This window comes from Halarcobacter ebronensis, assembly GCF_013201825.1.
GTDB lineage: Bacteria > Campylobacterota > Campylobacteria > Campylobacterales > Arcobacteraceae > Halarcobacter > Halarcobacter ebronensis.
In genome coordinates this window covers 3,061,149-3,075,446 of sequence record NZ_CP053836.1, presented here as the reverse complement: position 1 = coordinate 3,075,446, position 14,298 = coordinate 3,061,149, and the positions used below count along the sequence as shown (strand labels likewise).

General features: G+C 35.0%; 11 protein-coding genes, 2 tRNA genes and 2 rRNA genes. 7 read left to right on the top strand and 8 right to left on the bottom strand.

The features are described from left to right. Window positions 1-20: 20 nt before the first annotated feature. Entirely contained in the window at window positions 21-1,346 is a 1,326-nt protein-coding gene (gene hcp, locus AEBR_RS14965; protein ID WP_129085817.1) for a hydroxylamine reductase, read from the bottom strand. Between the two features lie 167 nt (window positions 1,347-1,513). On the opposite strand from hcp, the gene AEBR_RS14960 reads away from it, so the two are divergent. Further along, window positions 1,514-2,776: a response regulator gene (locus AEBR_RS14960; RefSeq protein WP_129085816.1), complete on the top strand. Its 1,263-nt coding sequence runs from the start codon at window positions 1,514-1,516 to the stop codon at window positions 2,774-2,776. Window positions 2,777-2,852: 76 nt separating this feature from the next. Then, a complete protein-coding gene (locus tag AEBR_RS14955) occupies window positions 2,853-3,581 on the top strand; it encodes a dienelactone hydrolase family protein (protein ID WP_129085815.1) in 729 nt (242 codons plus the stop codon). 20 nt (window positions 3,582-3,601) lie between these two features. Here the strand turns inward: AEBR_RS14955 and AEBR_RS14950 are convergent, their stop codons facing one another. The 5 genes from AEBR_RS14950 to secG form a co-directional block, all read right to left on the bottom strand. Then, window positions 3,602-4,693 carry an MFS transporter gene (locus AEBR_RS14950; RefSeq protein WP_129085814.1) on the bottom strand — a complete coding sequence of 364 codons (1,092 nt, stop codon included), beginning with the start codon at window positions 4,691-4,693 and terminating at the stop codon, window positions 3,602-3,604. After that, window positions 4,693-5,169 carry an RDD family protein gene (locus AEBR_RS14945; RefSeq protein ID WP_129085813.1) on the bottom strand — a complete coding sequence of 159 codons (477 nt, stop codon included), beginning with the start codon at window positions 5,167-5,169 and terminating at the stop codon, window positions 4,693-4,695. The genes AEBR_RS14950 and AEBR_RS14945 overlap by 1 nt, the downstream gene beginning before the upstream one ends. Before the next feature lie 5 nt (window positions 5,170-5,174). After that, window positions 5,175-5,783 carry an orotate phosphoribosyltransferase gene (pyrE, locus tag AEBR_RS14940; protein WP_129085812.1) on the bottom strand — a complete coding sequence of 203 codons (609 nt, stop codon included), beginning with the start codon at window positions 5,781-5,783 and terminating at the stop codon, window positions 5,175-5,177. Window positions 5,784-5,785: 2 nt separating this feature from the next. Further along, window positions 5,786-6,343: a ribosome recycling factor gene (frr, locus tag AEBR_RS14935; protein WP_129085811.1), complete on the bottom strand. Its 558-nt coding sequence runs from the start codon at window positions 6,341-6,343 to the stop codon at window positions 5,786-5,788. A 117-nt stretch (window positions 6,344-6,460) separates the two neighbouring features. Next, the gene (secG, locus tag AEBR_RS14930; RefSeq protein WP_129085810.1) at window positions 6,461-6,817 is read right to left on the bottom strand and encodes a preprotein translocase subunit SecG; all 357 of its coding nucleotides are present in this window, start codon (window positions 6,815-6,817) and stop codon (window positions 6,461-6,463) included. A 72-nt stretch (window positions 6,818-6,889) separates the two neighbouring features. Here secG and AEBR_RS14925 point away from each other — a divergent pair, with 72 nt between their 5' ends. After that, window positions 6,890-7,582 carry a methyltransferase gene (locus tag AEBR_RS14925; RefSeq protein WP_129085809.1) on the top strand — a complete coding sequence of 231 codons (693 nt, stop codon included), beginning with the start codon at window positions 6,890-6,892 and terminating at the stop codon, window positions 7,580-7,582. Here the strand turns inward: AEBR_RS14925 and AEBR_RS14920 are convergent. Both AEBR_RS14920 and AEBR_RS14915 read right to left on the bottom strand, forming a co-directional pair. Beyond that, a complete protein-coding gene (locus AEBR_RS14920) occupies window positions 7,534-7,941 on the bottom strand; it encodes a thiamine-phosphate pyrophosphorylase (protein ID WP_129085808.1) in 408 nt (135 codons plus the stop codon). The two genes, AEBR_RS14925 and AEBR_RS14920, sit on opposite strands and share 49 nt — an antisense overlap. Before the next feature lie 36 nt (window positions 7,942-7,977). Continuing rightward, window positions 7,978-8,673, bottom strand: a complete 696-nt coding sequence (locus AEBR_RS14915) for a Bax inhibitor-1/YccA family protein (RefSeq protein ID WP_129085807.1) — start codon at window positions 8,671-8,673, stop codon at window positions 7,978-7,980. 446 nt (window positions 8,674-9,119) lie between these two features. On the opposite strand from AEBR_RS14915, the gene AEBR_RS14910 reads away from it, so the two are divergent. The 4 genes from AEBR_RS14910 (at window position 9,120) to AEBR_RS14895 (ending at window position 14,226) form a co-directional block, all read left to right on the top strand. Then, window positions 9,120-10,637 (top strand): 16S ribosomal RNA (locus tag AEBR_RS14910). A 144-nt stretch (window positions 10,638-10,781) separates the two neighbouring features. Continuing rightward, window positions 10,782-10,858, top strand: a tRNA-Ile gene (locus AEBR_RS14905). A 36-nt stretch (window positions 10,859-10,894) separates the two neighbouring features. Then, a tRNA-Ala gene (locus AEBR_RS14900) sits at window positions 10,895-10,970 on the top strand. A 371-nt stretch (window positions 10,971-11,341) separates the two neighbouring features. Next, a 23S ribosomal RNA gene (locus AEBR_RS14895) occupies window positions 11,342-14,226 on the top strand. The 16S and 23S rRNA genes sit together here with 2 tRNA genes alongside, the layout of an rRNA operon. Window positions 14,227-14,298 lie beyond the last annotated feature (72 nt).

Below are 14,298 nucleotides of genomic sequence, written 5' to 3'. Positions count from 1 at the left end.
CCAACTAAGAGTTGGCTTTTTTATGCAACTTTTTTAATCAAAAGTTTTTCTAAATCCTCTTTAGCTTCTCCTGTTAGATGTAAGTTAAAATTTTCAGCAAGGAAATTGAAAATATCTTCATTTACAAATTGTGGAGGTTTTGGTCCAAGATAGATATTTTTAATACCTAAACTAAATAGAGCAAGAAGTATAATAACAGCCTTTTGTTCCATCCATGAAAGTACAATTGAGATTGGTAAATCATTAATTGGTGTATTTAGTGCGGCACTTACTGCTTTTGCAATTTCAACGGCACCATTACTATCATTACATTGCCCTAAGTCTAAATATCTTGGGATTCCAGTTCCCTCAATCTCTCCAAAATCAATATCATTAAATCTAAATTTACCACAACTTGATGTAATAATTACACAATCTTTTGGAAGATTTTCTGCCAAATCTCTATAATAGTTTCCAGCTTTTCCAGGAGCATCACACCCAGCTATTACAAAAAACTGACTTATTTTTCCATCTTGAACAGCTTTTAGTATTTGTGGTGCAAGAGTTAGTATAGTTTTATAATGGTGTCCCGTTGTAAGAAACAGATTTTCATTCATATTTGTATCTTCACATTGAAGAGTTTTTTCTATTAACTCATCAAAATTATCATCGATAATTTGGGTTGCACCCTCAATTCCTACAATTTTGTAAGTAAAAACTCTATTTAGATAATCTGCACTCTTTTTAGGTGGAACAATACAGTTTGTATTTACAACAAATGTACCTTTAAATTTTTTCATTAAATCAACTTGATCAAACCAAGATTTTCCAACATTACCTTTTAAATGTGAATATTTTCTAAGTTGTGGATAACCATGAGCTGGAAGCATTTCAGAGTGAGTATAGATATTTATACCTCTGTTTTCTGTAGCAATTAGAAGTTTTTCCAACATCTCCAAGTTATGACCACTAACTAAAATGGCTTTACCTTCAACATTGTTTTGATTCACTTTCACAGGAGTAGGAACTCCAAATTTATTTGTGTGAGCATTTGATAGTTTATCCATAACTTCTACACCAGCCCTTCCAACTTTCATTAGTTGATTGATATGGTCTTGAAAATTAAAATTTACATTTGTAAGGGTAAAGTATAGGGTTTCACTAATAACATCATCAACACTTTTTGTTTCATTTGGTTTTAACTCATTTAAATGCTCTCTATAAGCACTAAGACCTTTTAATCCAAATATCATTATATCTTGCAGTCTAGATAGATTTTCATCTTTTCCACAGGTTCCCATATTTGCCCCTGTACTTCCACAGCCGTTTGGTGCACTCATTTCACATTGATAACAAAACATACTCATTTTTATTCCTCTTTAATTATTTTGAATTTGAATTGTATTAAAAAGTAAGAGATGATTCATTGATTACAATCAATGATCAGAGAAGTATATATATTAAAATTTTTTTTTTAAACTTTTGTTTTTTTTATTTAATATATAATTTATTTATTTCCAAAATAGGGTTGGATATGAAAGAGAACTTTTTAAAAGAGCTGACAATTATTTGTGCAGAAGATTCAAATACAATTCGTAGCTTTATGCAAGAACACATGGGAAAAGCATTTAAAAACTTTTATGCTTTAAAGGATGGGCAAAAAGCTTTGGAATTTTATAAAATCCTTAGATTGAAAAATATAAAAATCGATGCAATAATTAGTGATATTCATATGCCAAATATGGATGGAATAGAATTATTAAAAGAGATTAGGAAATTAGATGAAAAGATCCCTTTTATTTTCACAACTGCATATCTTGAGAAAGAGTACCTTTTAGAGGCAATTAAACTACAAGCTACCGAATATATTATAAAACCAATTGATATAGATAGTGCAATAAAAAAAATTGAAAAAGAGTGTAGATTTATCAAACAACAAGAAACAATTGAAAAACAAAAAAAAGAGTTGGAAAGATATTTAGAAGTTATAGATACTGTTGCAAATATTTCAAAAACAGATTTGCATGGGAATATTACCTATGTAAATGAAAATTTTTGTAATGTATCCAAATACAAAAAAGAGGAATTAATAGGTAAACCACATAGTATAGTAAGACATCCAGATACTCCAATAGAGGTGTTTAAAGAGATGTGGCATACAATCTCATTGGGGAAAGTTTGGAAAGGGAAAATAAAAAACAGAGCAAAAGATGATTCCTCTTATTTTGTTAATACAACAATAATACCCCAATACGATGAGGATGGAGAAAATATAGTTGAATATATTGCAATAAGATTTGTAATTACTGATGAGGAAAATGAAAGACGAGAATTTAAAAAAAGAGTAATGCATAATATGTCCGAAAGTCGTAAAGAGAAAAAGAAACATGAGGAGTATATAAAAGAGTTAGAAAGTAAAATAGAAAATCAAAATAGGGAAAAAGGGAATAAAATTCTTGAAAATAAATTATCTAGTGAAAAAAGAAAAATTGAAAAACTAAATTCACAAATTCTATTTTATGAAGAAGAGATGAAAATCCTTAATGAAAAAACAGAAAATATAATTGCAATTTCAAATGAAAAACTTAAAGAGACTTATTCTTATGCAAAAGATCTAAAAAACACAAACCTTCAATTAAATTTTGATATTAAAAAAGTTTCAATGGAATTAAAAGATAAAAATCGTGAATTGATAAAAATACAAAATAGAGTTGTAGAACAAAACAAAATTATTGAAAATCTAAGGGATGTTATAGAACACAGGGAAGCTCAATTATCAGAGAAAAAGAAGAGTTAACTTTTATTGCTAATTGATAGTTAAGTTTAAATAGATAATATTTATTTAAAAAAAAATTATTTTTAAAGGCTATTTCATGAAAAAAATCTTATCAACAATTGGTTTTTCTGCAATTTTACTTTTTGCAAATGATGGGTTTGTAACTTATGAGGTTAATGGAAAAAAATATGAAGGTTATATGAGTTCCCCTTCAAAAAATGCTCCATTGGTTTTCCTTGTACATGATTGGGATGGGATAACTGATTATGAGGTAAAAAGAGCAAAAATGTTAAATGAGATGGGGTATGCAACTTTTGCAGTTGATCTGTATGGAAAAGGAATTAGACCTGAAAAGCTTGAAGATAAAAAGAGATTGACAAATGATCTTTATCAAGATAGAGCAAAAATGAGAGAGCTTTTGTTTGCTGGATTTGAAGAGGCAAAAAAAGAGGGATTAAATGTAAATAATGCAGTTGGTATTGGATATTGTTTTGGTGGAGCGGCAATTTTGGAGTTTGCAAGAGCGGGAGTTGAACTTAAAAAATTTATACCTTTTCATGGTGGACTTGCAACACCTAAAGGTGAAGATTATTCAAAAACTAAAGGTGAGATTGTAGTATTTCATGGAACAGCGGATAAAGTTGTAAGTATGCAGGATTTTGCCTCTTTGGCAATGCAACTTGAAGAAGCAGGAATAAAACATGAGATGTTAACTTATAGTGGGGCACCACATGCTTTTACAGTATTTGGTGCAAAAAGTTATAATGAAAATGCAGATAAAGCCTCATGGAAAAGATTTTCTGAGATTTTAGAAGATACTTTTTAATCTAAAAGGGGATACTCTTTTTATATTGTATTTGGAAGTCTTTTATTAGAAATTGAGATAAGAGCAAAAAGAGCGAAAATAGCACTATATAAAAAGAGATACTCTCCATATAACCAACCTGCAATTAATGCACCCATAAATCCTCCTAAACCATAAGCAACTCCATACATAAACTGTTGAGCAAGTTTTTTATTTTCATATAGAGAATACAAATAGATAATAACAGCGCTATGAAAAAGTCCAAAAGAGAAAGCGTGAATACTTTGCGTAAAAAATGTAATTATAATATTTTCTGGATATACAAAAAGCAGAAACCATCTAAGGATAGTTAAACTCAAACAAAACTTGATGATATGTAAAAGATTTCTTTTTAGAAGTGGAGCTTGGGAATAGAATAGAATTATTTCACAGATTACTCCAAACGACCACATAAATGAAGCCATTTGTAATGATACCCCATGTTCTGTCTCATATATGGTAAAAAAGTTGTAAAAGCCTCCAAAACTTAGTTGCATAAAAAATATTGCTACCCAAAAAGGCCAATATTTAAAAAAAGAAAAAGGTTCAGAAGACAAACTTTCATCATGTTTTACATCATCATATTTTAGAAGTAATAGAGCAAAAACAACTGTTAAAACATTTACAAAGAGATAGTAGTGTAATGCCACAAAAGGATGAGTTAGGAACTGTCCTAAAAGTATTGCAACAAGAATAAATCCAATTGAACCAAATAGTCTTGATCTGCCGTATTTATCTTTTCCCAATATCTTAATTGCATTAACTTCTAAGTATGGCAAGATAAGTGATAAAGATGCACCTAATATTGCATTATTTACCATAAAAAAATAGAAGTTTTCTATTGTTAGATAAAAAGATATAGAACAAAATATTGATAAAAAAAGTGCAGCTTTAAAGACATTTTGATTTAACTTTATATGTTTTAAAAACAGAAAAGGAGTAATAAAACGCATAAGTGGAGCTAAAGCAAAAACAATACCAATTTGCATTGCTGTATACTCTAAATCGTGTAAAACTTTTGGTAAAAATATAACATAAACACCAACCGCTGCAAAATAGAAAAAGTAAAAGGCTGATAGTTTAAAAAAGAGCATTATTTCTCTTCAGAAACAACTGTTGAATTTGTTAATATATCCTGTACACATTTTTTATCTTTTCTAAAAAATGGAACAAAAGCTAAAATTATTGTTGTTGCAGAGATTAGAAAAAGAAAATATCTAAAAGTTGATTTTAAAAAAGAGACTCTCTTTTTTGTATTATTATCAAGTAGTTTTAAAGAGTAGGCTTTATATCCAGGAGTTTGTCCCTTAATGCTCCAAAAAAGAATTATAATAAGTCCAAAAACACAAGCTGTTATCCATCTGGCATCTTCACTTCCTTGGAAATCATCTTTACCATCCATAATTAGATATGTAGTTACATACATAATAGGCATCATAATCATAAACATATCAACAAGAAAGGATTTAATTCTTGTAACCAGTGGTGCAGATTTTAAAGAGTTATCATTTTCATCTTTTGAAGTATCTTTTTTGATATTTCCTTGTTTGATATCTCTCCATCTGCTCATAGAGATTAGTTTCCTCTACTTCCTGGTTTGTAAGCTACACTACCTGCTTTGCAAAGGGGACAGTCATCTGGAGAATACATTTCAAATGTGAAGTCCTCAAGTGCAAAAAGTGGTTTATCTAATGGAAGTTTGCAGTTATCTTTTGCTTTGATATCACTACCAACTCTACTACAAAATCCTCTATTTGCTAAAGCAGCATAAGCAACTATATTTCCACCAGCATTTTCAACTTGTTTTGCTGCTTCTAAAGCAGAACCACCAGTTGTAATAATATCTTCACAGATAATATAGTTTTCATTCTCTTTAACTTCAAAGCCTCTTCTAATAGTCATTTGACCATCAACTCTCTCTGCAAAGATAAATCTTACATCAAGAGCAGTTGCAAGAGCAAAACCTGCAATAAGACCACCAAGAGCTGGAGAGCAAATTGCATCTACTTTAATACCAGAGCTTTTTATCATTTTTGCAAGTTCATCAGCTAATATTTTAGCAGTCTTTGGGTCTTCTAAAACTTTTGCAGATTGTAAATAAAACTTAGAGTGGTTTCCGCTACTTAATTTAAAGTGTCCCTCTAAGAGTGCATCTGCATCTTTATAAATTTGTTCTATATTCATAATTAAACCGTTAAAATTTCTTTCTCTTTAGCTTTTAAAATCTCATCTGCTTTTGCAACATATGAATCAGTAATTTTTTGAATTTCATCTAATGCTTTTTTATTTTCATCATCAGTAATTGCTTTATCTTTATGAAGATTTTTTACTTTATCATTTGAGTGTTTTCTTACATTTCTAATTGCAACTTTTGCATTATCAGTCATAACTTTTGCATGTTTTGCACTCTCTTGTCTTTGATCAACTGTCATTGGAGGGAAAAATAGTTTGATAAGCTCACCATCATTATTTGGATTAACACCAATATTAGCTGCATTGATTGCTTGTTCAATGTCACTTAAAAGGTTTTTTTCCCATGGGTTTATTACAATTGTAGTTGCATCTGCAGCAAGCACTGAACCAACTTGGTTTAAATCAGTTGGTGTTCCATAATAGTTAACTTTAACCCCATCAAGAATAGTAGTTGTAACTTTTCCTGTTCTTAATGTTTTATAGTCTCTTTTTAATGACTCAAGAGATTTTTCCATATTCTCTTTTGTTTCTGAGTAGATTTCATTTAACATTTGTATTCTCCTTATTTAAAATTTGTAGCTTAAAACGAAAAAGATTATACCATTATAATCATTTATAAAGGTATTTAAAAATGCCTATGAGTTTTGTATCATAGGCAAATATTTTATTTATTTACCTGCAGGTTCAGTAGGTAATACAGGAGCTACAGGTGCAATAGGTGCCGCTGGAGCTTTCTCTTTTTCTGGAGTTGCAGGAATTAAACTCTCAGTTTTTACATTATCAACTGCACTCTCTAATTTATTTTGATTATAGATGTACCCAAGATATATTGTGTTTATAACAAAAAGTAGTCCTAAAATCATTGTAGCTTTGCTTAGGAAGTTTCCTGGTCCTTTTGCCCCAAATAGTGACTCATTACTTCCACTGTATGCACCAAGCCCTATACTTGAACTCTTTTGTAGCAAAACAGTGATTGTTATTATAATTGCTAAAACGAACTGAACTATTAAAAGTGTAGATGTCATTTTGCTTATCCTTTTAAAAAAATGGTAGCTATTTTATCTAATTTTCATTAAATTAAGGTTAAAATAGCCCTTATGTCCGTAAAGAAACAGTTTTCACAATATGCTTATCAGTATAATAATTTTAATATAATTCAGCAAATTGCTGCAAAAGCTCTTGTAAGAGATATTAAAGCTACACCTAAAAAAATACTTGAAATTGGTTGTGGTTCAGGTCAAGTTTTCAAATATATAAATTGGGATTTTGATGAATACGTTGCAATTGATTTTTCAGCTTCAATGTGTGAACTTCATCCAAAAGCAACAAATGTGCATGTGGAGTGTTATGATTTTGACTCAGAGGATTTTGGTACATTCTTAAATAATAAAGAGTTTGACATCATTGTTTCATCTTCTGCATTACAATGGTCAAAAGATTTAACTAAACTTGTTGAAAAGCTTTCAAAAAGTTCAGACAAGATTGTTGCTGCCCTTTTTACTTCAAATACTTTTAAATCAATACAAATGTTATCTAAAAGTGCTTCTCCCATCCTTTCACAAGATAAGATAAAAGAGGCATTTTCTAAATATTTTTCTTGTGAATTTGAAGTTCATAACTATAATTTAGAGTTTGAAAATAAAAAAGATATGTTTGATTATATTAAAAAATCGGGTGTAAGTGGTGAATCAAATTTAGATTTTACAACAGCAAAAAAAGTTTATAAAGATTATGATTTAAACTATTTAGAGTTTGAAGTAATTTTTGTTAAAACAATTTCCAAATTGTAGAGTTCGTATCTAATATATTTAAAGTTTTCACTCTCTTTTATAGAGATTAATTTACAGAACTCTTCTAATACTCTAGCACTCTCTTGTGCTCTTTTAAAGTTTGCAATCAAGATTGAATATAAATCAGCTCTATTTTGTTCACTCTTTATTGACTCTCTTAAAACATCATTTTTAATATCTCTAGTTTCAAGTATCTCTTTGTAGTTTTCAAGTCTTGATAGATGTCTTAACTCTTTTAGTTTTGAAGAGATCTCTTTATTGTCATATACATATCTAAAAATATCTTCAACAACACGAATACCTTCTCTAAGTCTATTTAAGTTTGCGTCAATAAGTCGTAGGTTTTTTTTATCAGTCATTGTTTGTAAGGTGTAGCTTCCAAAAGGAAGCTACTATTAGTCATCACTATTTAATATACCAAAAATTTGTAGTAATGAAATAAATAGGTTAAGGAAATCTAAGTATAGAGCAATAGCTGCTTCTATAGGAGTTGAAAACCCACCTTTAATTATTTGTTGTGTATCATAAAGAATAAACGCTGAAAATAATAGCGCTCCAATACTTGCTACTGCTAGTTGTAAAAGTGGTGATTGGAAAAAAATATTTGAAATTGAAGCAACAATTAAGATTATCAAAGCAATGAATAACATTTTACCCATACTTGAAAAATCTCTTTTCGTTGTCATAGCAAACATAGAAATCCCACCAAAAGCAACTGCAGTCATTAAAAATGCTTGTGCTACAATTGAAGCACCTGCAGGCATTGCTAGTATTGTACTTAATAACGGTGTTAAAGTTAAACCAGTCATAAAAGTAAATCCAAATAATACCGCTAAATTAACTCCTGGTTTATTTTTAACTGCATATAGTGCAAATAATAAAACAAACTCTAAAATAACTAATCCCCAATACCAACTTGCAATTGTTGAAACCATATCAAGACCGATATATGCCCCCGCAGTTGCTGCTAGTAATGATCCAGCAAACAATTGGTAAGTAGCTTTTAAAAAGCTCATCAACTCTGATCTTGAAGAGTCAACAGAAGTTCTGTACTGAGATGATTCTTGTGAAAGATAATCTCTGTTATACATTTTCGTCCTTTCTAATTTTTTGTAGCATTTTATAATGTTACTCTTAATATTTACTTTAAACTTAGAAATTACCTTTTTTAAATAAACTTAAAAGCTATATATATTAATGTTAAAACTAAGAAAAAGCTTACAAAATGGCAAATTTTGTAGAAACCCAAAAATTTTCAAAATTTAAGGTTTAATTTAGTTTAAACTCTTGACAAAGGTAAAAAATTTGTCTATAATTCCCGTCCAATTTCAGAGGAACGACACAAAGTTCTAAAGGGATACGATCTTTAAAAACTCAGGTTTGTTAAGAGAGAAATAATCTTTATAAACCGAATATGAAATGACAAAAAAAATACAAGAGAATATGTGAATAACATATCCTTGTCTATTAACACGAGATTTGATTTTGTTACAATAGTAATAGAATTAAAGTCAAGATTAAATAATCTATAAATATTTTTATGGAGAGTTTGATCCTGGCTCAGAGTGAACGCTGGCGGCGTGCCTAACACATGCAAGTCGAACGAGAACGGGGTAAAGCTTGCTTTACTTGTCAGCTAAGTGGCGCACGGGTGAGTAATGTATAGTTAACCTGCCCTCAAGAAAGGAATAACAGATGGAAACGTCTGCTAATGCCCTATATGCCCATAATACAAAAGTATGCTGGGGAAACGCTTTAGTGCTTGAGGATGGGACTGTATTGTATCAGTTAGTTGGTGAGGTAATGGCTCACCAAGACAATGACGCATAACTGGTTTGAGAGGATGATCAGTCACACTGGAACTGAGACACGGTCCAGACTCCTACGGGAGGCAGCAGTGGGGAATATTGCACAATGGAGGAAACTCTGATGCAGCAACGCCGCGTGGAGGATGACACTTTTCGGAGCGTAAACTCCTTTTATATAGGAAGATAATGACGGTACTATATGAATAAGCACCGGCTAACTCCGTGCCAGCAGCCGCGGTAATACGGAGGGTGCAAGCGTTACTCGGAATCACTGGGCGTAAAGAGCGTGTAGGCGGATAGATAAGTCAGAAGTGAAATCCAATAGCTCAACTATTGAACTGCTTTTGAAACTGTCTATCTAGAGTATGGGAGAGGTAGATGGAATTTCTGGTGTAGGGGTAAAATCCGTAGAGATCAGAAGGAATACCGATTGCGAAGGCGATCTACTGGAACATTACTGACGCTGAGACGCGAAAGCGTGGGGAGCAAACAGGATTAGATACCCTGGTAGTCCACGCCCTAAACGATGTGCACTAGTTGTTGCGATGCTAGACATTGCAGTAATGCAGTAAACACATTAAGTGCACCGCCTGGGGAGTACGGTCGCAAGATTAAAACTCAAAGGAATAGACGGGGACCCGCACAAGCGGTGGAGCATGTGGTTTAATTCGACGATACGCGAAGAACCTTACCTGGACTTGACATTTACAGAACTTTCTAGAGATAGATTGGTGTCTGCTTGCAGAAACTGTAGGACAGGTGCTGCACGGCTGTCGTCAGCTCGTGTCGTGAGATGTTGGGTTAAGTCCCGCAACGAGCGCAACCCACGTCGTTAGTTGCTAACAGTTCGGCTGAGAACTCTAACGAGACTGCCTACGCAAGTAGGAGGAAGGTGTGGACGACGTCAAGTCATCATGGCCCTTACGTCCAGGGCTACACACGTGCTACAATGGGGCATACAAAGAGCTGCAATATCGTGAGGTGGAGCAAATCTCAAAAATGCCTCCCAGTTCGGATTGTAGTCTGCAACTCGACTACATGAAGTTGGAATCGCTAGTAATCGTAGATCAGCTATGCTACGGTGAATACGTTCCCGGGTCTTGTACTCACCGCCCGTCACACCATGGGAGTTGAACTCATTCGAAGCGGGGATGCTAAAGTAGCTACCCTCCACAGTGGATTCAGCGACTGGGGTGAAGTCGTAACAAGGTAACCGTAGGAGAACCTGCGGTTGGATCACCTCCTTTCAGAGATTATGTACCTTATTAAGATTCGTTTCTTAATAAGCATAAGAGAAGAGAAGATAAACAATTATCTTCTCAAAAAGCTACATAAGTAGCAAGTCATTCATGTTCGGTTTATAAAGATTATTTAAATAAATAGGTGAAGATGGGCCTATAGCTCAGCTGGCTAGAGCGCTCGACTGATAATCGTGAGGTCCCAGGTTCAAGTCCTGGTAGGCCCACCATGATTTAGATAATCTAAAGATTATAGAATAATAGTTGGGGATATAGCTCAGCTGGGAGAGCGCCTGCCTTGCACGCAGGAGGTCAGCGGTTCGATCCCGCTTATCTCCACCATCTATTAGAAGCAAATCAAGAGAAGAGTTTATAAAAACTAAATATAAGTCTTAAAATAGATAAGATTTATATTTGGTTTTAAAAGAACCAAAGCGTTACCTTGAAAAAACTTGTTTTTTTAAGTTAGCATGATATTTAAAAACATAATGTTAAAGTCTTTAATTTTTTTCGTTTAAATTGTCTTTCGTATGAAGATGATTTAAAAAAATAAAATTTCATATCTAAAAAAAAGTTGACTTGAAAGAACAATAGTTTTTTTAAGAAAATAAATAGATAGACACAACTGTTTTGTTGAATTGTTAAATTCAATAAGATAGTAGCCAAGGAATAATTATTCAAAAAAGGTAAGATAACGAAAGTTATTTTATTCTCAATAAGCTATAAAGGGCTAATGGTGGATGCCTTGACTGTAAGAGGCGATGAAGGACGTACTAGACTGCGATAAGCATTGGGGAGCCGTCAAGAGGCTTTGATCCAGTGATTTCCGAATGGGACAACCCAGTATGTTATGCATACTATCCTTTTTAAAGGAAGCGAACCTGGTGAAGTGAAACATCTCAGTAGCCAGAGGAAAAGAAATCAATTGAGATTCCCAAAGTAGCGGCGAGCGAAATGGGATTAGGGCGCTTAGTGATAGCATTTTAAATAGTAGAATTACCTGGAAAGGTAAACCATAGAGAGTGAAAGTCTCGTATGCGAAATTTTTAATGTGGTACTAGACTAAGGAACGAGTAGGGCGGAACACGTGATATTTTGTCTGAATATGGGAGGACCACCTTCCAACCCTAAATACTACTTACAGATCGATAGTGAACAAGTACCGTGAGGGAAAGGTGAAAAGTACCCCAGTGAGGGGAGTGAAATAGAACCTGAAACCATTAGCTTACAATCATTCAGAGCCCTATGATTTATCAGGGTGATGGACTGCCTTTTGCATAATGAGCCTGCGAGTTGTGGTATCTGGCAAGGTTAAGCCAAGTGTGAAGCCGTAGCGAAAGCGAGTCTTAATAGGGCGAATTAGTCAGATGCTGCAGACCCGAAACGAAGTGATCTATCCATGAGCAGGTTGAAGCTGGTGTAAGAGCTAGTGGAGGACCGAACCGACGGACGTTGAAAAGTCTCCGGATGACTTGTGGATAGGGGTGAAAGGCCAATCAAACTTCGTGATAGCTGGTTCTCTCCGAAATATATTTAGGTATAGCCTCTAGTAGTAGCGTATAGGGGTAGAGCACTGAATGGGCTAGGGCTGCTTACCGCGGTACCAAACCCTATCAAACTTCGAATACTATACGTGTAATCTAGGGAGTCAGGCGGTGGGTGATAAAATCAATCGTCGAGAGGGGAACAACCCAGACTAACAGCTAAGGTCCCAAAGTTACATCTAAGTGGAAAACGATGTGGAGTTACTGTGACAACCAGGAGGTTGGCTTAGAAGCAGCCACCCTTTAAAGAAAGCGTAACAGCTCACTGGTCTAGTGATTCTGCGCGGAAAATATAACGGGGCTAAGATGTACACCGAAGCTTTAGATTCATAATTTATTATGAGTGGTAGGAGAGCGTTCTATTCAGCGTTGAAGATGTACCGGTAAGGAGCGTTGGAGCGGATAGAAGTGAGCATGCAGGCATGAGTAGCGAGAAAAGAGGTGAGAATCCTCTTCGCCGAAAACCCAAGGTTTCCTACGCGATGCTCGTCATCGTAGGGTTAGTCGGGTCCTAAGTCGAGTCCGAAAGGGGTAGACGATGGCAAATTGGTTAATATTCCAATACCAATATATAAGCGCGATGTGGGGACGCATAGAGTTAATCGAGGTCACGGATGGAAGTGTGGCTCGAAGGATGTAGGTTGTAATTTAGGCAAATCCGGATTACGTTAGACCGAGATCTTACAGGCTCTTGACACTCTTCGGAGGAGATAGAGAATCGATGATACTGTCGTGCCAAGAAAAGCCACTAAGTATATTATATATTGCCCGTACCGTAAACCGACACAGGTGGGTGGGATGAGTATTCTAAGGCGCGTGGAAGAACCCTGGTTAAGGAACTCTGCAAACTAGCACCGTATCTTCGGTATAAGGTGTGCCTACTTTGGTATATGGACTTGCTCCAAAAAGCTAAAGAGGTTGCAACAAAGAGTCCCTCCCGACTGTTTACCAAAAACACAGCACTTTGCTAACACGTAAGTGGATGTATAAGGTGTGACGCCTGCCCGGTGCTCGAAGGTTAATTGATGATGTTAGCTCTGCGAAGCATTTGATCGAAGCCCGAGTAAACGGCGGCCGTAACTATAACGGTCCTAAGGTAGCGAAATTCCTTGTCGGTTAAATACCGACCTGCATGAATGGCGTAACGAGATGGGAGCTGTCTCAACCAGGGATCCAGTGAAATTGTAGTGGAGGTGAAAATTCCTCCTACCCGCGGAAAGACGGAAAGACCCCGTGCACCTTTACTACAGCTTGACACTGTAGCTTGGATATTCATGTGCAGGATAGGTGGGAGGCTTTGAAACGTAGACGCCAGTATACGTGGAGCCATCCTTGAGATACCACCCTTGAATATTTGAGTTACTAACTGCGATAGGTTATCCCTATTCAGGACAATGTCTGGTGGGTAGTTTGACTGGGGCGGTCGCCTCCTAAAAAGTAACGGAGGCTTACAAAGGTTAGTTCATGGCGGATGGAAATCGCCAGTTGAGTATAATGGCATAAACTAGCTTGACTGTGAGAGAGACAACTCGAACAGAGACGAAAGTCGGTCATAGTGATCCGGTGGTTCTGTGTGGAAGGGCCATCGCTCAAAGGATAAAAGGTACGCCGGGGATAACAGGCTGATCTCCCCCAAGAGCTCACATCGACGGGGAGGTTTGGCACCTCGATGTCGGCTCATCGCATCCTGGGGCTGGAGCAGGTCCCAAGGGTATGGCTGTTCGCCATTTAAAGCGGTACGCGAGCTGGGTTCAGAACGTCGTGAGACAGTTCGGTCCCTATCTTCCGTGGGCGTAGGAAAGTTGAAGAGATTTGTCCCTAGTACGAGAGGACCGGGATGAACGTACCACTAGTGTACCAATTGTTCTGCCAAGAGCATCGTTGGGTAGCTACGTACGGATGTGATAAGAGCTGAAAGCATCTAAGCTCGAAGCCAACTCTAAGATGAACTTTCCCTGAAGATCCCAGCAAGACTAGCTGGTTGATAGGCTAGATGTGTAAGTGATGAAAGTCATTTAGCTGACTAGTACTAATAGATCGTTTGGCTTATTTTTAATTTCTTGGTTTACTATCTTATTGAGTTTAACTCGTAAGCGTGTATATCTAAATGATATGAATAAAAGAAA

Excerpts from the sequence above, each read along its gene's own strand:
- hcp (WP_129085817.1), bottom strand. The coding sequence starts at position 1,346 with ATGAGTATGTTTTGTTATCAATGTGAAATGAGTGCACCAAACGGCTGT.
- AEBR_RS14960 (WP_129085816.1), top strand. The coding sequence starts at position 1,514 with ATGAAAGAGAACTTTTTAAAAGAGCTGACAATTATTTGTGCAGAAGAT.
- AEBR_RS14955 (WP_129085815.1), top strand. The coding sequence starts at position 2,853 with ATGAAAAAAATCTTATCAACAATTGGTTTTTCTGCAATTTTACTTTTT.
- AEBR_RS14950 (WP_129085814.1), bottom strand. The coding sequence starts at position 4,693 with ATGCTCTTTTTTAAACTATCAGCCTTTTACTTTTTCTATTTTGCAGCG.
- AEBR_RS14945 (WP_129085813.1), bottom strand. The coding sequence starts at position 5,169 with ATGAGCAGATGGAGAGATATCAAACAAGGAAATATCAAAAAAGATACT.
- pyrE (WP_129085812.1), bottom strand. The coding sequence starts at position 5,783 with ATGAATATAGAACAAATTTATAAAGATGCAGATGCACTCTTAGAGGGA.
- frr (WP_129085811.1), bottom strand. The coding sequence starts at position 6,343 with ATGTTAAATGAAATCTACTCAGAAACAAAAGAGAATATGGAAAAATCT.
- secG (WP_129085810.1), bottom strand. The coding sequence starts at position 6,817 with ATGACATCTACACTTTTAATAGTTCAGTTCGTTTTAGCAATTATAATA.
- AEBR_RS14925 (WP_129085809.1), top strand. The coding sequence starts at position 6,890 with ATGTCCGTAAAGAAACAGTTTTCACAATATGCTTATCAGTATAATAAT.
- AEBR_RS14920 (WP_129085808.1), bottom strand. The coding sequence starts at position 7,941 with ATGACTGATAAAAAAAACCTACGACTTATTGACGCAAACTTAAATAGA.
- AEBR_RS14915 (WP_129085807.1), bottom strand. The coding sequence starts at position 8,673 with ATGTATAACAGAGATTATCTTTCACAAGAATCATCTCAGTACAGAACT.